The sequence below is a fragment of the Rufibacter ruber genome (assembly GCF_001647275.1).
GTDB lineage: Bacteria > Bacteroidota > Bacteroidia > Cytophagales > Hymenobacteraceae > Nibribacter > Nibribacter ruber_C.
The window spans coordinates 22,542-44,363 of the sequence record NZ_LRMM01000009.1; the positions used below are offsets into that span (position 1 = coordinate 22,542).

Here is a 21,822-nt window from a genome sequence, read left to right on the forward strand (position 1 = left end):
AGAGAAATGAATATGAATTTCTGTTTTCGGGCTGTTTTCAGAAAAACAGCCCGAAAACAGAAAACTTTGCTACTACTGGAAAAACAGGTTAGGGTAATCAGAAATGATGCCATCAACGCCCAACGCTTTCATGCGGGCAATGTCTTCCGGCGTATTCGCCGTCCAGGGAATCACTTTCATGCCCAGGGCATGGCATTGCTTCACCAGCTCGGCGGTTACCAGCTTGCGGTGCGGACTGTACACCACCGGCGTGAAGCCCAGGTCTTTGATGTTCTCTTCTACAGACTTTTGGTTATCAATGAGCAAAGACGTGCGCACCTGCGGGTGTTTCTGGTGCAGCACCTGCAACGTGCGTGGGTCAAATGACTGAATGATCACGTACGGGGTAATTTTCTTGTCTTCAATCACTTGCATGAGCGCCTTCACAAAGGCCTCTGGGGCCGGGTGTAGTTTGTTGTCTCCCGTGGCTTTTGATTTGGTCTCAATGTTGTAAAACACCTGCGGTTTACCCGTGGCTTTCAGGTAATTCTGTACTGAGTCAATCAGCTCCGCTAACCGCGGAATATAGGTTTTCACCAGCTGTTGCTCCGGAAAAAGGGAGTACGCTTTAGTCCCCAGTTCGAACGCCCGCACCTGGTCATAATTCATCTGGTAGACCACGTACTTTTTGGCGTCTTCCTTGGGTATGTCTTCGCCTTTAGGCGTGCGGGCATACGCCGGATTGATGTGCGGGTCATGCGTTACCACCACCTGGCCGTCTTTGGTGATGTGGCAGTCCATCTCCAGGGTGGTCACGCCCAAGTCAAGGGCTTTGCGCATGGCCGGGATAGAGTTCTCCGGGAATAAGCCGCGGGCGCCGCGGTGGCCTTCGGTGCCGAAAGTCGGCAACGGCGGTAAGTTCTGGGTCACAGATTGAGAGCTTTTGCAACCGGCCAACAAGGTGGCACTGAGTAAGAGGGCAGAAAATGTTTTGTTCATGGTGTGCTCAAGATAGCAGGTAAGAATTCTGTTCTAAAGGTTAATCTGGAGATATATAAACTAAGGTTTTTCAGTGATTTCAAACACGGCGCTGGTAATGGCGGTGTTGGGCGACACGGCAATACCCACTTTCATGAGATAATCACCGGAGTAGGCTTTGCCATTGGCCGAAAACGTGGATTTGGTGTCTGGCATGAGGTTGATTTCCTGCACCTGGTACTTCTTCTGCGGGTCCAGCCCTTGCAAACGTACCGGCGTGAAGCGGTCACGGTTACGGGTTTGCAGGTTGTAGGCGAACAGCACTGATTTGCTTTTTGCTTCGTTCACGTACATGAGCACCGCGCGCTTCTCTTCATACGGAGACACCAGCCGGTACTGGTCGCCAAACCAAATCACGTCACTCAGTCGCTTATAGTTAGCCACGGCTTGCTTGCAGTACTGCAGTTCCTTCTCATTGAACTCACTCACCTGAATGTCAAAGCCCAGCTTGCCCATCATGGCCACATCTGTGCGGTATTTCACCGGTTGCTTGCCCCAGCTGGTCACGTGCGCCGACATGGCCACCGCCGGGAAAAAGTTAGAGTAGCTCCATTGAATAAGCACGCGCTCCAGCCCGTCTGTATTGTCGCTGGGCCAGAACTCGGTGAAGTACGGCAGCGCGCCGTAGTCTACCCTGCCGCCGCCACCGGAGCAGAGCATGATGGGCAGGTGCGGGTATTTCTTGCGTATTCTGGCCAGCGTTTTGTACAAGCTATTCACGTAGTCAATAGGCAAATGCGACTGCACCTTAAGGTTGGGTGAAAACGCGTTGGTGAACGTGCGGTTGCAGTCCCACTTAATGTAAGCGAGGCGCGGGTTCTTGGTGAGCAAATCATCTACCAGGTTAAACACGAAGTCCTGCACCTTGGGATTGGTAAGGTCCAGCACCAGTTGGTTGCGTTGGTAATGCTCGTCGCGGTTGGGCAGTTTCAAGACCCAGTCCGGGTGCTTTTCATAGAGTTCGCTTTTGGGGTTCACCATTTCGGGCTCCAGCCAGATGCCAAACTTCACGCCTTTCTGTTCGGCCTGTTCTACTAAGTAGCCAATGCCGCTGGGCAGCTTAGTTTTGTTTTCCTGCCAGTCGCCCAGCCCGGCGTTGGCCGCGTTGCGCGGATATTTGTTCCCGAACCAGCCATCGTCCAGCAAAAATAAATCCACGCCCAATTTGGCGGCGCCGTCAAACAGTTCTACCAGCTTCTTCTCATCAAAGTCAAAGTAGGTGGCTTCCCAGTTGTTGAGCAGCGTGAGGCGCGGTTTGTTGCCGTCCAGAATACCGTAGTTGCGGGCCCAACGGTGGAAACTGCGGCTGGCCTCGCCTTTGCCTTGCTGGCTGTAGGTGAAGATAAACGCCGGGGTCACAAACGGTTGGTTAGGTGCCAAATGGTATTCAGACGCGTGCGGATTCATGCCCGCGATCACGCGTAACGAGTTCTTCTCGTCCAGCTCAAACGCGAACTGGAAATTACCAGACCATGCCAACGTACCCGCAATGACTTCGCCGTGGTTTTCGCCGGAAGGCTTGTCCAGGGAAAGCAAGAACGTGGGGCTCTGAAATTTGTGCGCGCGGGTGCCCAGTTTGCTGTCAATGACCTTGATGCCGCTGGTAAGCTGGTGCTCCTGCAACTGCATCTCGCCCGCCCAGTCGCCGTGGAACTGCGAGAGCCAGTAATTGGGTGCGTCAAAGTGCAGCATCGCCGAGGCGAAGTTGCCCAGCACCACCGGCTTCTTCTCCTTGTGTTTGATTTCGGTCCAGGCCTTGATGATGTTTTCTTTCTGGAACGTATGGAAATGCAGAATCACCTCAACCGGGTACTTAGGGTCTTTCAGGTGAATGGCTGTTGCCGTCACGTTGGCCTCGGGTTGCTGCGTGGTGTGCCGGTCATACTTCAACTCCAAAGATGGGTTGCCGTCATTGTGCAACACCCTGATAGCCGGTTCAAACAGGTTGTCGGTGCCCGAAGGAATGTACGCCTCATGCGCCGTGGAACTCAGCTGACCGTTGTCTTGCGCATTGGTGAGTTTGGGGCCCAGGTAACTTTGGTACAGCTTCTGGTTCTTGCCCACAGTAAACGCCAGCGTGACTTTATCAGTCTGTACCAGGATTTGTTTGGTGGTTGGCTGCGCCTGCGCAAGTAGTCCAGAAGGCAACAGAAGCAGCAACGACCACAGGAGTAGTTTGTAGTTCATGTTTGGGTGAGACATTGAAAAATTCCGCCCGCGGGCGATGCATTATCAGGTAAAAGAGGCACGCTTTGCGGTGCATCAATTAGATAGGCAGATTTGCCCGCACTTCCTGTTTTCGGGCTGTTTTCTGAAAAACAGGCCAGAAACAGGAACTAAGCACAAAGACAGATCCAACCATAAGTATTTTATTGTCCTCCTGAAAGGATCTTGTGGGCGAACTAGAAAGGCATTTGTGAACTGCATTTACCGTTCGCTACCAAGATCCATTTCAGGAGGACAAAAGGGAAAGTTATGGCGAAGCGCCGCTTGTGCCTACGGATGCTGATTCATGATGCGTGCAGTCACAAGCGGACGCTTGCGCCATGTAATGCCAGCAGCAACGTGAAAAGTAATTACGCCGTAGCGGCCGTGGCCTCGTACTGGTTCCCGAAGCGGTCAGTGGCCACCACCCGCACTTGTTTCACCTCTGGCCCCACGTGGCTCATGAAGAGGTGCTCGGTTCTGGCGGGCTCAGCGAAGGCGCGGCGGGCGGGGAGTTTGTCCCCTTTCATGGTGCGCACGGCCTCGGGGTCATAGCCTTTGGTGTTTTGCAGCGCGCCCATGGGTTTGCTGTCTGCGTACCACTCCACTTTCCAGGCGGGGTCCCAGTTCCAGACGTTGGCAATAAAGCGGTTCTGGCCGGTGAGTTTCTCCATGTCCAGGCTGATCTGGTGCGATTTGTCTTTGCCAGTTGACTTATAGAACCACTGCAGCTGGTTGCCGTTCACCTCATACACGCCGTAGCCGTTGGGCGTACCGTCTGTGCAGATAGCCCCTGACCACCAGGCGCCGCACACCGTGCCGTGCACGTGCTCATGCACGCCTTCGCGCAGCATGTGGTAGTTGGTGTGCGTGTGGCCGGTCATGATGTGCACCTGATAGCCCTGCAGCAGCGCAAACAGCTCTTCGCGGTTTTTCACGGCGTTAGAAATGGGAATGTGCGCGTTGATGATCACCAGATGGTCTTTGGGCACATGGCTCAAATCCTGCTTGATCCAGGCCAGTTGCTGTTCATTGAGGTGGCCGTCATACTCGCGCTCCTTGCCCAGGTACCGCACGTCATCCAGCACAATGTAATGCGCCTTGCCGCGGTTGAACGAGTAATACGTAGGGCCAAAGATTTTCTGGAACGTTACGTCAGAGGTCTCGTCGCCGCCCTGGCGGTAGTCCATGTCATGGTTGCCCAGCGCCTGGAAAAACGGAATGCCAATGGCCCCCACGGCTTTGCTGTAATCCGGGAAAAGTTTGTGGTTGTCCCAGACCAGATCGCCCACGCCAATGCCGTGCACCAGCGCGTCTTTGCCCAGGCTCTGTACCAGTTTCTGGGCATCGGGCACCGAGTCCTGCATCATGAGTTTCACGTCTGTGGCGTCTTTCACCTGCGGGTCTGCCCAGATAATGAACGAGTGTTTGCTGTCATCCCGGCCCAACGGCTGCAGCTCAAAATCATACTTTTTGCCTTTGCCGCCAGAAATGGGCAGGTAATGCCGGGCCAGGCCTTTCTCCTGCGGGAACTCGTACCCCGCCGGAATGGAGACAAACACAAAGCGGGCCTGCGGGTTGGCCGGCAGCTCAAACTGCCCGCGTCTGTCGGTCTTTGCCACGGTAAAACCGTCTGATACCACTACATCGGCCAATTTCTTGCCGCGGGTTTTCACTGTGCCGGTAAGGGTTTGCTTTGCTTTTCTGGTTCTGGCAAAGACATCTGGGCCAGCCAACACCAGGCCTCCGGAGAACAGGGCGAGGGTCTGGAGAAAGGTTCTTCTTTTCATGGGGTTGCGGAAGGTACTCTTTGTTAATGATTGATTGTCTTGTTTCTGTTTCTGGCCTGTTTTTCAAAAAACAGGCCAGAAACAGAATATAATTTTATCTCCGCCCAAAGGCGGAAGTGTTTCTTTATGCCATCTGTTTCTTTTAAGTAAATCGCTGTTTTTACTTATAAACCTAGGTTTGTGGCTTGTGCAAACTATTTGAGATTTGCAGGCAACCTACCCCTACCCCTTTGAGGAGGGGAATTTCAGATAAAGTAAACTCTGCCCTCTTCAGCTATTCTCCCGCTGTTCTTCCGCTTTTCTCCTGCTATTCGGGATTTGCAATCCCGAATTTTCCTACCTGCGGATTTGCAATCCGCGGCGCGTGCTGATGAAACGTGCAGAGACGGGGATTGCAAATCCCCGAGGTAGGTGCTTCCGGATTACAAATCCGGAAGAGCGCTTTGAGCCTTAGCCTGCGCCGTTTAAGTAGCACCTAACAGCTTGCTGTCCCAAAGAACCTTGCCGCCCCAAATAGAAATTCCCTTTAGCCAATTTGTTGCAGATACTCCCCTCCTGGAAGAAGTTGGAGTGGCTTCACGCATAGCTTCCTCATTTTCTGTTTTTGGCCTTTTTTGGCGAAAACAGGCCGAAAACAGAAAGTTACACGCTCATGTTGATGTCCATGATTTTGCCTTTTTTGCGGCTCTCCTCGGCCATGAAGCCCATGAGGTGCGCCTCAATAGACTCGTCAATAGTAGAGGTGAGCAGCTTGGGGTTCTGCTGGCCCACCGCCTGCACAAAGTCGCGCACCAGGAGCCAGTCGCCGCCGCCGTGGCCGCTGTTCTTGTAGCCTTCCACGTCTTCGGCCTTGGGCACCAGCTTCAATTCCTTACGGGTGCGGAAGTCAGTCACCACCAGCTCGGTCATGTCGCCTACCATGTCGCCCATGGTCCCCATGATGCGGGTGCGGCGGCCGTGGTACGAGGTAAAGGCCTCCATGGAGAAGCTGGCCGTCACGCTGTCTGCAAACTGGATGCTGGCCACGTAATGGTCGGGCTGGTCGTTCTCCATGCGGTACACGCAACGGCCGTAGTTTGTGGTTTTGAGTTTTTCCATGATCACCTCGGGGTGCTTGGTTTTGTCAGCGGGAAGATCCAGCACGGCCAGGCGGCGGCGGTCTTCATAGTAATGCTTGATGGCCGAGTATGGGCACTCACGCTCCACTTTGCAGCCGTCTGTGCAGCGGGCGGTGCTGCCGGCGGGGGCATTTTCCTTCCGGAACCATTTCAAATCGCCCATGGCGGCTACCTTTAGGCTGGGTTTGCCCACTACCCACCGCATGATGTCCAGGTCATGGCAGGACTTGGCCAGAATGATTGGGGTGGTCTCTTTGGAGTTGTGCCAGTTGCCGCGCACGTAGCTGTGGGCCATGTGCAGGTGCTCAATGGGCTCAAAATGCTGTACACTCACAATGTCGCCAATGGCGCCCTGCTGAATGAGTTCGCGCATCTTCACGAAGTACGGGGCGTAGCGCAGCACGTGGCATACGGCCACAATGCGGTTGTTTTTCTTGGCCAGTTTTAAGATATCACGGCATTCCTTCTCAGTAGGCGCAATGGGTTTTTCCAGCAGAATGTCATAGCCCATGGCCAGCGCTTTCATGCACGGCGCATAATGCAGATTGTCTGGCGTAGAGATGATGACCGCATCTGCAAACTTGGGACGCTTGAAGACGTCTTCCCAGGTATTGAAGCGGTTCTCGTCTTTGATGTTGTGCTGCTTGGCGTATTTGTCGTTCCGGAACTGGTTGGGTTCGGCTACGCCGATGATGTCTAATTGCTCCGGGAATTTGGCGGCGTAGTTGCCGTATACCGTTCCCCGGCTGCCTGCGCCAATGGTGATGGCGGTGACGGCTTTGTTGAGCGGCTTGTGCTCCGGGTTGGGCGGAATGGAATAGGAGTATTTGTTTTCTCCCAGTTTGGCCAGCGCCTCTGTGCTGATGACGGCGGCACCAATGCTCAGGCCCAGTGATTTGAGAAGTCTGCGGCGGTTCATGCGGTTTGTTTGTTAAGGGGGTGAGAAAGATAAGGTAAGGTTAGTCTGTGTCTGCGTCTTGCCCCGGGCTGTTGGTTTTCTTGTTTCCGGGAACGGTAGTCAGTTTGAATTCTGTCTGCAGCGGCTCCTCTGGGGCTACCAGAATGTTGTCAACGGTGCATTTTACCAGCAGGGGGGCGGGGTATTCCCAGACCGCACCCAGTGTCACTTTGGTCACGGCTTCTGGTTTCAAGGTGACCGCGCCCAGCGGGTGTTTCTCCAGGTTGTAGTCTGACTTGAGTTTCACCTGGAACGGGATAGTAGAATTGTTCTTGATGTTCAGGACAATGATGGGTTCGCCTTTGCGGTTTTCCTGCACGGCCGTAATGGTGACGGCTGCTTTGAAAAACGGCTCCATCTCAGATGCACGGCCAATCACGTAGTCATCAAAATAGACGGCGGTGCGGCGGGCGTTCATGGCTTCTTTCAGGGCCGCCGGGGTTTTGCTCTGGGCAAACACCAGCGTGACCGGCCGGTGGGTCTCTTTGGTAGAGGCTGGCAGCCCGCGGTGCTCATCTGAGTTGGCGAACATGGCCAGGTTGTATTTAGCGGCTAGTTTGTGGGCTATCACGTTGTAGCCGCCGCGGTTGGCCACCTCAACGCCTTTGAGAATGCCTTTGTCCAGCAGTTCCTGGTGGAAGTCTGTGAACAGCTCTTTACTTTTTTTGTCCCACCAGGAGTAGTTGGGGTGGTTGTAGAACACAAAGGCGTCTTGCTTTTTGGCTTCCAGGAACGGGGCCATGAGTTCTGCCCGGGTGGGGTTGTCCTTCATCTTGAACGACTCTGTGGTTTGCTTCATGTATTTCACCGGCACCTTGTTGCCGTCTTGCATAAAGATGGCATTACAGTGGTACGGCGGTACGCGCGGCGAAATCTCCAGCCCGTTGATCACCAACAGCCCTGAAGTACCGGCAGCTTTCCTGGCGATTTCATAAGACCGGTTCATGTCTCGCTTAATGTCGTTGGGGTACCGTTCAAAGTCTACATGCTCGGTTACTGAGATCACGTCTAACCCGTCACGTATGGCTTCCTGCGCCCGCAACGCCGGCCACACGTACCCGTCAGAAAGGACAGTGTGCATGTGAAAATCGCCTTTGAGTGTGAGGTAGCCGGGAAGGTTGGGCAGCTTGAAAAAAGAGTTGTTGGTGCTGTCTTTCTGGGCAAGGGTAGAAAGACTGTTTAAGAGTAGAAAGCAAGCCCATAAGAAGAGAGTGAACCATTGCCTGTAAAGGGAAATGATGTTGCCAATTAAATTCACTGCTTGATATTTGCTCCCATTCATGGGCTTTGGTTGAAAGAATGACAAAATTTTTAGTGATTTCATTGCCGTTTTGGTCTTGTTTTTTGGAAATTAGACTAAAAACGTCAGAAACAAAACTAGAGAAGCTTAAACCCTTTATGAACTGGGGATCTTCTTCATGTCACTATAGTAGTTGAGATAGGTATTGAAGAGCGTGGGGTGGTTCTTGAGCAGAATCATGGCTTCATTGTTGTTCCGGAGGGCATTGACTGTGAAATTATGCGAGCCGGTGACCAGCAGGTTTACTTGCGCCCCTTTCCATTGACCGGTTATGAGCATGAACTTGGAGTGGTTGTTGGTTTGCGCCATGCTGTAGATTTTCACTAGCGCCCCTTTGCTCTTTAACCGCTGCAGTCCCGTTAGAATCTCTGGGTCTACCTTGTCTTTGGCAATAACCTCAATGGTGGCCCCTTGCTCCCTTAGCTGGATAAGTTTATCTACCACATTCAGGCGGGTGGCGGTCCAATCAGACATGGAGACACGCACAGTGGCGGTGGCGGGTTCAGTTAAGCCTTCCAGAATCTCAATGGCAGTATCAGCCCCATAGGAAGTACCATTGCGGCGTTTTGGAAAAAAGAGTGCTGAAATACCAGCGGCTTCATCATGGTACTCGCGGTAAAAGAAGTTTTTCATGCCGCTGCCCGCTTTCTCTTTCATGTCAGTCCAGTACGAGAGATAGGCACCGTATAACCCGGCATTGGGGAAAATGAGGGCATCTTGAATTTTTTTAGAGTCACTTAAAGTAAAATTATGCGACGTCTGGAATACTACATTTTGCTGTTTGCCAGTAGCAGTAGTAATTTCTGAAAACAGCACAAATTTGTTATGGTTGATAGAAGATCCACTGGCATCACTGGTGATAAGAACCAATTCAGACGTTGGCTTTAAAAAGCCCCTGAGCTGTGAGATTGTGGCTGGGTTGTCTGCGAGAGACTCATCCCGGCTAAAGTCCAGCATGAGGTGCAGTTTTACTCCGCGGTCACTGGCTCTTTTGAGCGCGTCTGTGAGCGCCTGGTAATTAAATATAAATATGCTGAGGTGAATGTTAGCGTTTGCCGGGGCGGCGTCAACCAGGGCTATGAGCTGGTTCATGATATCTGGCGAGGCAAGTCCGCTCCCCACTTTAGACAAGTTGGTGAAAGCGGCGGCAGGTAACTCAATGGTGAAGGGTTTGCCCGCCCCGGGGTCAACGGGCTCTGGGGAGGCATCTTCGCTGCTACTGCAGCCAGTGCATAACAAAAAGATAATGTATAGAAGCGTTATTCTTTTCATGGGGAACAGGTAAATATTCTAACGATCTGTTTGCATTCTGCGCTTCTGGGTATACTGGGTTTAACAGACGGCAGCGTGTGGAATTTTAATTTGAAAGCTAGTCCTATAGTTTGATGATTTTATTTCTTGGAGGTGAGGTTTGCTACAGGTACACCGGTGTGCGAAGCTCTTGGGGTTAATGTTAGGTTAGAGAAGAACAGTTTAATGACAAAAATTAGTCATTTTTCCACGAGTGAAAGTAGTATTAAAGAAAATGGACATTCTTTAAATACTACCATTCCTGTTTTAGGGCTGTTTTGAGAAAAACAGCCCTAAAACAGGAATGGTAGTATTGGTTAAAGCTAGAGGGGCAAGGGATTAGTAGCTTTTGTAAACAGCGAAATCATCCATTCCCAAACGGCCATTGAAAACATTGGGCGGGCTACTTGCTCCCAAGCCAAGCTTCTTAATCCTGAAACGTACCGGACCTTTGATGTCCATCAGGAAAACTGCTTGTTTGGCCTGAAGGCTTTGGTTAGTTGGGTGGGCATCTGATCTTCGGCCAATCTCGGTCCAGGTGGCGCCTTGGTCAGTTGAGTACTCCAGGGCGAAGGTAGAGGAAACGTCTGTGTAATAGGAGCCATACCAAAGGGTTACCTTACTGGCGCCGTCTAGCAAGTCATAGTTCATTTGTAAATAAGCAGGGGTGGTAAGCCCCTGTTGGAAGCGAACTGCTTGTGCTCCTGAAACAATTCTATCTCTATTAGCGGTGTTGCCTAAGATAGCTTGGTTAAAGGTCCAGTTGCCAGTACGCAAGTCAATGGCCTTTGTAGCATACGTGTTCTTTACAGATTGATCAGGGTAGTCAAAATTTTCAGGGTAACCAGGGTAAAGTGGGCCGCTTGGATCAATGATATCTGATTCAAATCTAAGACGCAACTGCTTTTCATTTTGCACCAGCATTGGGATGCCAATATAGGTAGCATTTGGGGCAATACGGAAAGAGGCAAACGAAGCCTGTGGGTCAGTGAAGAGGGTGAAGCTATTACCAGCGCCGTCATCTAGCGTCTTGGCACCCGCCATGGTCTCGCCACTTACAGGGTAGGGTTTAGCATCAGCGGTAAGGCTCACCAGTGTGCTTTCATACTCCTGGAATTTTGAATTCAGTTGAGTGATTGAGACTGGTCTTGCGATCACAGGCCGCCCTGAGGCGACTTTATTTATCTTGTCTGCGGTTAAACCGGTAATCTGTAAAGGACCGGTATTCCTGGTTAACGTGGCTCCTGAAAGGTCTATTACCAAAGAGTCTCCCGGTATATAGGTTGCGGCAGTAGCGGCGTCTAATGCCAAGACAACGCCCCGCATTAGCCCACGCCAACTACCCTGTATGACTACGTAACCGGCTGGCAAATTGCCTCCAGACGGGTTGGAAATCACGGTCCCAGCAGTTTTAAAGGCTCCTGTTAGCACCTCTGGCCCCAATTTCACATCAGTATCTCTGTAGACTTCCCGTACCACATGTAATGAGGCCATTGAGTTAGGTCTTCCTATTGATGGGTTCCCATCATCTTCCAGGCAAGACGTGAATGCCAGGGCAGCCAATGCAACTGCCACTGAACCCATTAGTTTTTTCATTCTGAAGTTTTTCATGACAGTTTAATTATTGGTCCCACCAAACTTTGGTATTGATATCATCTGGACCACCCATGGCGGCCACGGCGGCTTGGTAATTAGCTGCGTTTAACGCTTGTACATTAATAGGGTAGCGCAGACGTGAAGGCATTTGGCCATTATTCATCAAACCAGACCCAGTTGGTAGTATTGGGTGGCCTGTACGGCGATACTCATACCATTGCTGGAAATCTGTAAAGAAGAGCGTGTAATATTTTTGTAGATGAATAGCTTCCAGCTTTTGCTCAAACGTTTCATTCTCATTCCATTTAACATCTTCTTTCTCTAAGTGACCTGCTGGCAGAGCTAATCCCCAGAAAGTAATTGCATTTTCTACCCCTTTATCATAGTAGGTTTTTGCTGGAGTAGTAACGTAGCCCCGCAATGCTGCCTCAGCTAATATAAACTGCACCTCAGCATAATTTAAGATATTACCCAAAAGAGGCTCGTTCTTCAACTCAATTTTAGGATAGGATTGCCTTTCTGGTGTTTGCCCTATCGGGTAACCACTCTGGATACCCATGTATGTACCTCCCGCCAAGGTGGCCCATTTCTCTCTACGTGGGTCAGTCCATGCATTAAGGTTGTTAATGAAGAAATCTGTATAGCCTTTGTCTCCATTGAAATCAAGATCACGGTAGTTGAAGAATTCTGAGGTCAAGGGCGGTGTGGTGGTAAACCGTAAGACAGCAGATTCAGCGTTGCTCTCCATGATTGGGTATTTCGCCTTGCTGGTTTCTACTATGTCTTTAATCTTATCTCCCACATTCATTTCTGGTCTGCCAGACACCCTCATGAGGAGACGCAGATACATTGAATTTCCAAATTTCCGCCAGGCCAGCATTGACCCGTTATATAATGGATCTAGAGGTTTGACCTCATCTGGTAAATCAGTGGTTTCAGAAAGTAGCTTGTTTGCTTCTTCCAGTTTCCGGAAAAGGTCTGTGTAGATAGCCTGCTGTTTATCAAACTTAGGGGTAAGGATGCCCTCTTTGCCTTTGTTCGCTTCAAAGTAGGGAACATCACCGTACATATCTGTGATAAGTGAGGTTACCCAGGCGTCTAAGATGAGAGACATACCCATGTAAGTTTTATAGGCTGGCTGTTGGGTAAAGGCTGCACTCTCATACATATCCCTAAAGTTGGTGAGTTGCAGGTACCAGTTACGCCACATAAAATCTGACTCACTGGGTCTGATGTTGTACCGGTGAAACTCTCTGGAGTTATTGGTGGTTACATGCACCTGCATGAGCTCATTGCCTATCCTGAGCGCCCGGTCTAAGTTGTTAACCACCACATTGTGCAGGGCAGGAGCCAACAGTGATTCTGGAGTGGCTGCCCTTGATGTATTGGGGTTAACGTTCATTTCATCAAAGTCCTGGTTACAGGACGGGGTGCCAGCTGCTACCGCTAGAAAGGTAGCAAAGGCTAAAATCTTTATCTTGTTCATAAGAATCTGCTAATTAAAAACTTACATTTAAGCTTACACCCATGGTTCTGGTAGAAGGGAATTGGGCAATCTCAGAACCAGAAGAGATATCCCCATCACCTAACGTACCAAACTCAGGGTCAAATGCTGGCCAGTTGGAAAATACCAAAAGGTCACGGCCATAGATGCCTATGCTGGCATTCTGCATCTTGAGTTTCTTAGTAAGAGAAGAAGGTAAATTGTAATCTAATCTTAATTCTCTCAGTTTAATAAAGTCTGTGCTGAAGGTGTTGGCTTCTAAGTTATCTCGGTTAAAGTGTGCATAGTAGTAGTCTCTGATAACAGTGGCTACCACATCATTGGGTCTGTAGGTACCATCGCTATTGGCAATGACTCCATCACCAATTATACCGTTGTAGCGGCCAGGCAAAGTTTTTTTCAGCTTACCCTCCTCCATCAACACGGCGTGTGTCAAAGAATACCCAACCCCGCCGAACTGGGCATCAAACAAGATGTTTAATTTAAAGCGCTTGTATCTGAATTCGTTTCCTAAACTGGCTCGCCATTTTGGAGCATAGTTTCCTAAATATATAAGGGAGTCTCCTAATACTGGATACCCATTTTCGTAGATAATCTGCCCGTCTGGAGAGCGTTCATATCCGAAGCCGTACATGTCTCCCAGGCGTCCGCCTACGCGAGCTTCTACAGTTCCTCTGCTGCCGTACACAGTGGTGAGCACTTGAGCGTTGGTAGAGTCAGATAAGCTGACTACAGTGTTTCTGTTGGCTGCATAGGTGCCAAAGACATTCCAGGTAAAGCCTTTCAAGTTTTTGATAGGGGTTCCATTTACCTGAATCTCAATTCCTTTGTTTTCTACCTCGCCAGAGTTGGTGACAATGGATGAGTAACCCGAGGCTGGGTCAATTGGTCGGTTGAAGATCTGGTCAAAGGTGTTGTTTTTGTAAACGGCTACATCTAGGTTAAGGCGGCTCTTAAATAGTCTTAGATCTAGTCCGAACTCAAGGCTTTGTGTGCGCAGTGGCCGTAAGTCTGGATTGGGAAGTGTAGTGGGGTTGCCTAAACCTGAGGCGAAATTAACTTTTGGATTGTACGTGTAGCTGGTTAGGTAAGGCTCAACTCCTCCGCTTCCAACTTCAGCCCAGGAACCTCTCAGTTTTAGTAAGGAAATTTGACTTGGCAATACAAATGCTTCTGATAAAACGGCACTTAAGTTAAATGATGGGTAGAAAAAAGATGGAACAGAGCGTTTCTCTTCTGTAACTGAAGTTGGAGTCACAGGGGTAACTAACGTGCTGGTCCAGTCATTTCTACCAGTAATATCTAAAAACAAGAAGTCTTTGTAGCCCACGGTAAACAATCCATATAAGCTGTTCACTCCAAACTCCTCTCTTCTTTTAATGGGTATCAAATTTACTTTACTGTTTGCGAGTGTATAAATACCGGGATAGAGTAATTTCTCTGCTCTGTATTCATTCATGCTATACTTGTTGTTCATGGTGCTACCCCCAAACGAAACCGTGAATTCAAAGTCACTCAACTTGTTATTCTCATAACGTAACAGGAAGTCGCTATTCTGCTCATGCGTATTGATTTCCTGTTCCCGGTACATGCCATCAATGTACTTATTGGTGTTCTTTGGTCTTTGCTGAGACCTTGCTTCAGACATAAAGTCTATAGAAGATCTTACCATAAGGCTTAGTTCTTTTGTGAAGCTGTACGTAGCAGATACATTGCCTACAAAGTTGTGACGGTTAGATTTGTTAAGCATCTCATAAGCCTGTAGATAAGGATTGTCCAGAAGGTTGCTAAAGGGTTTCCATTGCTCAATTTGCTCTTTGCCTGGTACCCAATAGTTTTTGAACCAGTTGATATCCATGTTAGGGGTAAGCCCCCTAATAAAATACATAATGGTTTGGTTGTTATATCCAGTGGTAGGCAAGTTGTCACTCCAGCGGTTGGTGTAGTTGATTTTGCTGTCTAGCTTCAGCTTGTCATTAACTTTATGGCTAACTTGAAGTGCAACGGTGTTGCGGTCATACCCGGTATTGGGCACAATCCAACTGTTCTGTGAGTTTGTGAAAGAGAGACGGGCAGAGGTATTGGTTGTTCCCCCTGATACACTTACACTATTGGTGAAAGTCTTGGCCGTCTCAAAGAAGTCTTTGCGATTATCTGGATAAGCTCGCCATAATGTCCTTCCTGTTGGTATTTGTCTATAGGTGGCGGGATCATACTGGTAGTACATTTGCCCATTGAACTTTGGCCCCCAGGCCGAACTAGTGCTAAATGTGCTAGGGCCGTCTTCTGTGGCCCCATACGAGTAGTGCAGGTCTTGCGCGGTGGCTCCTTGCCCGTACTCGTTCTGATAATCTGGCCAGCGGTTAATGGTTGCGAAGGTAGTATTGGAGCTAAAGGTGATGCCCATTCCTTTTTGAATGGAAGAGCCTTTCTTGGTGGTGATGATGATAGCACCGTTTGCTCCCCGGGCACCGTAGAGTGCAGAGGCCCCTGGGCCTTTTAGTACAGACACGCTTTCAATGTCTTCCGGATTTATATCTGCTAAACTGCTTCCAAAATCTACTGGAGAGTCATCTGATAAGTAGGCTGAACTACCGTTTCCCGTTCTTCTACCACCACTGGAACTTGTTACAACCCCATCTACAACTATCAAAGCTTCATTATTGCCATCCAGTGAGGTTTCGCCGCGCAGAATAATTTTATTAGAGCCGGCTGGGCCACCATTAGATTTAACAAGATTTACACCCGCAACCTTGCCAGACAATGCGTCTGTCCAGTTATTAGGCATGGTTTCAGCAATTTCGTTTCCTTGCACTGTAGTCACTGAGTAGCCTAGTGCTTTCTCCTCCCGTTCAATCCCTAGGGCAGTGACTACTACTTCATTCAGTTGTTTTGCATCTGTAGCCAACTTAATGATGAGGTTGTCTTCTGGCTTGGTGATGACTAGTTTCTGCTGCTGATACCCTATAAATGTAAAAGAAATGGTGGCACCTCTTGCTACACTCATTTGAAAGGTACCGTCTGCATTAGACATACCAATGGCTTGGTCATTCACAAAAATGGTAACACCTGGCATAGCGGAGCCATCCAGAGGGTCAACAATTTTTCCCTTTACGGGTACTTTGTCAGTTTGGGGGGACTGTTGAAAATAACCAGCCGCCGCGGCTGGAGTTGGCAACAAGTTGGTACCCATCATGAGAAGGCAGGTGCCCAATAGAATTCCCTTGCCCAGGCTTTTTCTGGAAAAAGGTGGTGGCTGTAAAAATGTTGTCATATAAGTAGTTTGTTGCTGTTGAAGATTTGTACTCTATTGAAGATTAAGGTGAAGCTTTTCTCTTTTCCAGGTGAAGGCGGTGAATAGGATGGAAAGCACGCAGGCAGCTACCAGCATGGTAAACCCTCCATCCCAGCCCCAGTGGTCAACAATGAAGCCCATGGCAATATTGGCGAACAGCGCACCTCCCAGGTAGCCGAATAAACCCGTGAGACCGGCTGCAGTGCCGGCTGCTTTTTTGGGTACCAGGTCCAGGGCCTGAACCCCTATCAGCATCACGGGGCCGTAGATCAGGAAACCAATGGAGATCAAGGCCACATTGTCTATCCAGAGATTGCCTGCCGGGTTCTTCCAATACACCAGTACTGCAATTAAAACCAGAACCATGTAGATGATGGTGGCAGGGGCCCGGCGGCCTTTGAAAACTTTGTCACTGATCCAGCCGCAAAGCAGGGTGCCGGGAATTCCTGCGTATTCATAGGCGAAGTAGGCCCAGCCGGTCTCTTTTACTGAGAACCCTTTGGCTTCTTCCAGATATGTGGGAGCCCAGTCCAGAATGCCGTAGCGCACTAAATACACAAACGCATTCGCGAAGGCGATGTACCAAAGCACCCGGTTGTTGAAAACATACTCAAAGAAGATCTGCCTGGCCGTTAGTTCCTGCTCTTGGGCAGCAGAGTAATTGGCAGGATAATCGTTCTTATAAGCTTCAATGGTGGGCAAGCCACAAGACTGGGGCGTGTCCCGCACCAGCATATAAGCAATGGCGGCAAATACCAGGGCTACCAAACCAGGGAAATAGAACTTGCTTTCCCAGGTGCCAAAGATGGCAACTGCCGCAATAGCAATAGGGCCTACCAAACCGCCGCCTACGTTGTGGGCCACGTTCCAGATAGACATTTTGGTGCCACGTTCCTTCGTGGAAAACCAATGGACCATGACCCGGCCGCACGGAGGCCAGCCCATGCCCTGGAACCAGCCGTTCAGGAACAGTAGAATGAACATGATGGTGATGGAACTGGTGGCGATAGGCGCTACCCCCATGAAGACCATGGTCAGCGCCGAAAGCAGAAGACCCACGCTCAGGAAGGTGCGGGCATTGCTTCGGTCAGAGACATTTCCCATCAGAAACTTACTCAGGCCGTAGGCAATAGACACGCCTGACAGGGCAAAGCCTAAGTCAGATTTGGAATACCCCTGTTCAATCAGGTCTGGCATAACCAGTGAAAAATTCTTGCGCACTAAATAATAGCCCGCATAGCCTAGAAAGATACCCAGGAAGACCTGAAGCCGCAATTGCTTGTAAACGGGGTCAATGCGTTGCAGGGGTAACGGTTCTGCATGCGGAGCAGGGGCAAATAGTCCCTTTCGGGGTGGAGTGGCGGTTGCCTCAGAATGGTATTTGTCCAACGTTTTAATTTGTTAATTTCTTTTAAGTGAAGCTTCAGGAAATCGGCTATGGAAGAGCGGTAGAAATCAATTTAGCTTCAAAATTACACTGGTTTTCCTTCATGAAAGCACAAAGGGTATAACTTAACAAAAGGTTAACATGGCAGCCAGATTTATTCCCAATCATAGCTACTGTAACAACAGGTACAACAGGGCAGCTGCCGTTGCTCCTGCTATTGGGCCAAGAATTGGAACCCAGGCATAGCGCCAGTCACTGTGGCATTTGTTCTTGATAGGCAGAAGCGCATGCACAATGCGGGGGCCTAAATCACGTGCCGGATTAATAGCATAGCCAGTAGTCCCACCTAGTGAAAGTCCAATTGCCCAGACCAGAAAGGTGACAGGCAGTGCCCCCAGAGAGCCCATGCCAATAGGTGTTTTCTGATCACCCATCTCAGGGGTGGTGATGTACAGGATCACGTAAATCAAAACAAAGGTGCCTACTGCCTCGCTGAACAGGTTAGAAACCGGATGCCTGATGGCCGGACCAGTACTGAATACCGCTAACTGAGCCAATGGGTCTTCAGTGGAGTCAAAATGGGGTTTGTATAAGAGCCACACCAGAAAAGCACCCAGAATAGCCCCTAGCATCTGAGCGGCAATGTATGGCGCCACCAGACTCCATGAAAATTTACCAACTATGGCCAGGCCAATACTAACCGCCGGATTCAGGTGCGCGCCGCTGTAGGGACCCGCTATGACCACCCCGGCAAACACAGAAAGCGCCCAGCCGGTGGTAATGACCATCCAGCCGCTGTTATTGCCTTTGGTGCCTTTCAGGACCACATTGGCTACAACGCCCCCTCCCAGGAGTATCAGGAACATAGTGCCAATCACTTCTGCCGTGAATGCTGACATGGTTTTTAGGTTAAGGGGGAAACTGTTTCTACCGGAGTATCCTGCGCCCAGGCCTTGGCTGCCCGTACTGCCCGGTGCCAACCCTGTATCAAGTGCTTTGTTTCTGTGCCGGGATTGGCGTCAAAGCTATCTTTCACCTGCCACTGCTCCTGAATATCTTCCAGGCTGTCCCAGAAACCAACCGCCAGCCCTGCCAGGTAGGCGGCGCCAATTGCGGTTACCTCGGTGATGGCTGGCTTAACCACCCGGGCATTCAGAATATCTGCCTGTAATTGCATGAGCAGGCTGTTTTCCGTTGCCCCGCCGTCTACCCGTAATTCTTTGATGGCGATCTCGGCATCAGCCTCCATCGCTTTTAAGACTTCCATGGTCTGGTAGCAGATGCTCTCCAGGGCGGCATGTGCAATGTGCGCGGAGGTGGTGCCTCTGGTCATACCCACAATGGTACCTCTGGCGTGTTGGTCCCAATGCGGGGCACCCAGACCCGCAAAGGCAGGTACCAGGTAGACACCGTCGCTGCCAGAGACTTTTTTGGCAAGTTCTTCCACTTCAGCAGAGCTGGAGATGACGCCTAGCCCATCACGTAGCCACTGGACCACTGCACCGGCAATAAAAATGCTGCCCTCCAGGGCGTAGTGCACCTGGTCCTTGATTTTCCAGGCTACGGTAGTGACCAGCTTGTGCTTTGACAGAATGGGTTTCTCGCCAATGTTCATCAACATAAAGCAGCCGGTGCCATAGGTGTTTTTCACCATGCCGGGTTTGGTACACATCTGGCCAAAAAGGGCGGCCTGCTGGTCGCCGGCTATACCCGCTATGGGAATGCGGGTGGCGAACAGGGAAGAGGAGGTTTCCCCCACCACTTCACTAGATGATGCCACCGTAGGCAGCATACTGGCCGGGATGTCAAAGAGGGCGAGTAAATCCTGGTCCCAGGTGAGGGTGTGTATATTAAAGAGAAGCGTGCGGGATGCGTTGGTCACGTCTGTGACGTGTACCTTGCCGCCCGTCAGGTTCCAGATAAGCCAGGAGTCTACCGTCCCGAAGGCCAGGTGACCGGCTTCGGCGTCTTCTCTGGCGTTGGGCACCGTTTCCAGGATCCACTTTACTTTGGTGGCTGAAAAATAGGCATCAATCACCAGGCCGGTTTTTTCCCGGATCATCTCCTCCAGGCCCTGCTCGTTCAGGCTGTCACAGTAAGCCGCGGTGCGCCTGTCTTGCCACACAATGGCGTTGCAGACGGCTGCCCCGGTTCTGCGGTCCCAGACCACGGTGGTTTCCCGCTGGTTAGTGATACCAATGGCTGCTATGTCTTCCGCCTTCAGCCCCGCTTTAGAGATAGCTTCTGCGGCCACCCCCAGCTGGGTTGACCAAATCTCATTGGCATCATGCTCCACCCACCCCGGGTTGGGGTAGATCTGGGTGAATTCTTTCTGAGCCAAAGAGACAATACTTCCCTGCTGGTTAAAGACAATGGCGCGGGAGCTGGTAGTGCCTTGGTCAAAAGAGAGTATATAGTTTGCCATAGTAGTTAGTTGGTTTTATAGCTCATAGCCGGGGCGGTCATTGCCTCAGCCGGGGTATAAGGCTCCAGTAGATAGTTAGACGCCAGGGAGGTGAAATCTTGTACCTGTTGCCGTTCCCATGCCGCATCCTGGCCAAGCTCCTCCGCCATGAGGCGGGCGGTTTTGGGTGCCATGTCTATGGCGGCGCGGGCGTCCAGAAACAGGATGCGCATTCTGCGGGCCAGTACATCTTCAATGGTTCTGGCCATTTCATTCTTGGTTGCCCATACCACCTCTGCGGCCGTGTTGGGGAACCGCTCGTGCAAAGGGGCCGCCAGTTCAGGGCGTTCTGCCATCATGTCCTGAATCAGGCTCTTATCTGATCCATAGATAGAGAGGTGACCTGAGGCGGCCTTACCTGTGGCATGGCCATGTATTTTCAAGGAAGAAGTCACGCATGCCTTTTGCGGGAGGGTGCCTACTTCCATGGCTTTGTCTACAGTGTCCTGGGCCATTCTGCGGTAGGTAGTCCATTTCCCGCCGGTAATGGTAATCAGGCCAGAAGGGGCAACCAGTAGTTTGTGGCTTCTGGAGATCTCTTTGGTGCTGTTGGTGTTCTTGGTAGGCGCCGCCAAAGGCCTGAGGCCGGCAAAGACACTCAGTACATCTGCTCTGGTAGGCTTGCGCACCAGGTACTTTCCGGCGGTTTCCAGAATAAAGTCTATTTCCTGGTCAAGGGCCTGGGGCTCCAGGCTGTTTTTGTCTAAGGGCGTATCTGTTGTGCCCACCAGCAGGTGATTGTGCCACGGAACCGCGAACAGTACCCGCCCGTCTGGGGTTTTGGGGATCATCAGGGCGTTTTCCCCTGGCAGGAATGTACTGTTAAGCACCACGTGCACACCTTGGCTGGGTCTTACCAGGGGCTGTTGGGTGGGGGCGTTCATCTGCAATACTTCGTTCACAAATACACCCGTGGCGTTTACCACCGTTTTTGCTTTCAGCAGGTATTCCTGGCCAGACTCCAGGTCTTTTGCTTTTACCCCTGCCACTTTGCCGGAGCTGTCTTTGAGGAGCTGTACCACCTGCACGTAATTTAGCAAAACCCCGCCTTGCTCGGCGCAGGTTTGGGCAAGGTTGAGGGCGAGGCGGGCGTCATCAAACTGACCGTCAAAATACTGCACACCGCCTTTCAGGCCGTTGGGCTGAATGTTGGAGAGCAGGTTGGTTACTTTTTTGCCCGAGAGGAGCCGGGTCTTGTTGAACCGGTAGCGGCCGGCCATGAGGTCATACACGGTTAGGCCCACGCCATATAGCATCTCATTCCACCAGCTGTAGTTGGGGATGACAAACGACTGAATGTTGACCAGGTGCGGGGCGTTCTGCAGGAGCAGGCCGCGCTCATACAGCGCCTCGTACACCAGCTTCACGTCACCCTGTGCCAGATACCGCACCCCGCCGTGTACCAGTTTGGTGCTTCTGCTGGAAGTTCCTTTTGCAAAGTCAGATTGCTCTAACAGTAAGGTTTTGAAACCACGCGAGGCCGCGTCTAAGGCTACTCCCAAACCAGTGGCTCCCCCTCCAATAACAATCATATCCCACTCTGTAGCCGTATTTTGCGCTTTTTTTAAAAACTGTTCTCGCTTGAAAAACTGGCCAGCTGATTCTTTCTCTTTCACGTGGGTTGTAATTAGTAAGTTAAGGTTGCTTTTACTTTCGTTTTAAAATTATGTCACTCAAATAACAAAAGCAAATGAAATGAATTAAAATATTTAACTGAAGCGATGTAGTTTTTGTAAAAATGCCAATAGCACCTTGTGAGGGAAAGGAAAACTGTAAGAATACAGGAGGGGGCCAGGGGGAAAGATAGGTTTAGTTTACCTCAGGAGAAGCCGGGCTTGTAGGGTGGAACAAGGCAGTGGTAGAGTAAAAGTGAATGAAAAGCTAGCAATAGTTAGCTT

At 50.6% G+C, this 21,822-nt stretch carries 13 protein-coding genes; all 13 read right to left on the reverse strand.

The features are described 5' to 3' along the window. Positions 1-72: 72 nt before the first annotated feature. The 13 genes from A8O25_RS05350 to A8O25_RS05410 all read right to left on the reverse strand — a co-directional run bounded on the left by A8O25_RS05350 (position 73) and on the right by A8O25_RS05410 (position 21,456). Positions 73-978, reverse strand: coding sequence for a glycerophosphodiester phosphodiesterase (locus A8O25_RS05350; RefSeq protein WP_066831838.1), 906 nt, complete (start codon positions 976-978; stop codon positions 73-75). 60 nt (positions 979-1,038) lie between these two features. Beyond that, entirely contained in the window at positions 1,039-3,204 is a 2,166-nt protein-coding gene (locus tag A8O25_RS05355) for an alpha-galactosidase (protein WP_066831841.1), read from the reverse strand. 389 nt (positions 3,205-3,593) lie between these two features. Beyond that, on the reverse strand, positions 3,594-5,012 hold the full coding sequence (locus tag A8O25_RS05360; protein WP_066831843.1) for a calcineurin-like phosphoesterase C-terminal domain-containing protein: 1,419 nt from the start codon (positions 5,010-5,012) through the stop codon (positions 3,594-3,596). A 642-nt stretch (positions 5,013-5,654) separates the two neighbouring features. Further along, the gene (locus A8O25_RS05365; protein WP_082893469.1) at positions 5,655-7,049 is read right to left on the reverse strand and encodes a Gfo/Idh/MocA family protein; all 1,395 of its coding nucleotides are present in this window, start codon (positions 7,047-7,049) and stop codon (positions 5,655-5,657) included. A 40-nt stretch (positions 7,050-7,089) separates the two neighbouring features. Further along, positions 7,090-8,370 carry an Sb-PDE family phosphodiesterase gene (locus A8O25_RS05370; protein WP_066831845.1) on the reverse strand — a complete coding sequence of 427 codons (1,281 nt, stop codon included), beginning with the start codon at positions 8,368-8,370 and terminating at the stop codon, positions 7,090-7,092. A 114-nt stretch (positions 8,371-8,484) separates the two neighbouring features. Continuing rightward, entirely contained in the window at positions 8,485-9,660 is a 1,176-nt protein-coding gene (locus tag A8O25_RS05375) for a phospholipase D-like domain-containing protein (protein WP_066831847.1), read from the reverse strand. 357 nt (positions 9,661-10,017) lie between these two features. Further along, positions 10,018-11,274 (reverse strand): DUF5689 domain-containing protein, encoded by a 1,257-nt coding sequence (locus tag A8O25_RS05380; RefSeq protein WP_066831849.1) that lies wholly within the window; start codon positions 11,272-11,274, stop codon positions 10,018-10,020. A gap of 25 nt (positions 11,275-11,299) precedes the next feature. After that, on the reverse strand, positions 11,300-12,760 hold the full coding sequence (locus tag A8O25_RS05385; RefSeq protein ID WP_066831851.1) for a SusD/RagB family nutrient-binding outer membrane lipoprotein: 1,461 nt from the start codon (positions 12,758-12,760) through the stop codon (positions 11,300-11,302). Positions 12,761-12,773: 13 nt separating this feature from the next. Then, on the reverse strand, positions 12,774-15,974 hold the full coding sequence (locus A8O25_RS05390; protein WP_161947701.1) for a SusC/RagA family TonB-linked outer membrane protein: 3,201 nt from the start codon (positions 15,972-15,974) through the stop codon (positions 12,774-12,776). A gap of 111 nt (positions 15,975-16,085) precedes the next feature. Further along, positions 16,086-17,462: a glycerol-3-phosphate transporter gene (gene glpT / locus A8O25_RS05395; protein ID WP_066831855.1), complete on the reverse strand. Its 1,377-nt coding sequence runs from the start codon at positions 17,460-17,462 to the stop codon at positions 16,086-16,088. A gap of 168 nt (positions 17,463-17,630) precedes the next feature. After that, complete coding sequence (locus A8O25_RS05400) at positions 17,631-18,359, reverse strand: MIP/aquaporin family protein (RefSeq protein ID WP_066831858.1); 729 nt, start codon at positions 18,357-18,359, stop codon at positions 17,631-17,633. A 5-nt stretch (positions 18,360-18,364) separates the two neighbouring features. Next, positions 18,365-19,885: a glycerol kinase GlpK gene (gene glpK / locus A8O25_RS05405; protein WP_066831861.1), complete on the reverse strand. Its 1,521-nt coding sequence runs from the start codon at positions 19,883-19,885 to the stop codon at positions 18,365-18,367. 5 nt (positions 19,886-19,890) lie between these two features. Next, positions 19,891-21,456, reverse strand: coding sequence for a glycerol-3-phosphate dehydrogenase/oxidase (locus A8O25_RS05410; RefSeq protein ID WP_066832013.1), 1,566 nt, complete (start codon positions 21,454-21,456; stop codon positions 19,891-19,893). Between the last annotated feature and the right edge of the window lie 366 nt (positions 21,457-21,822).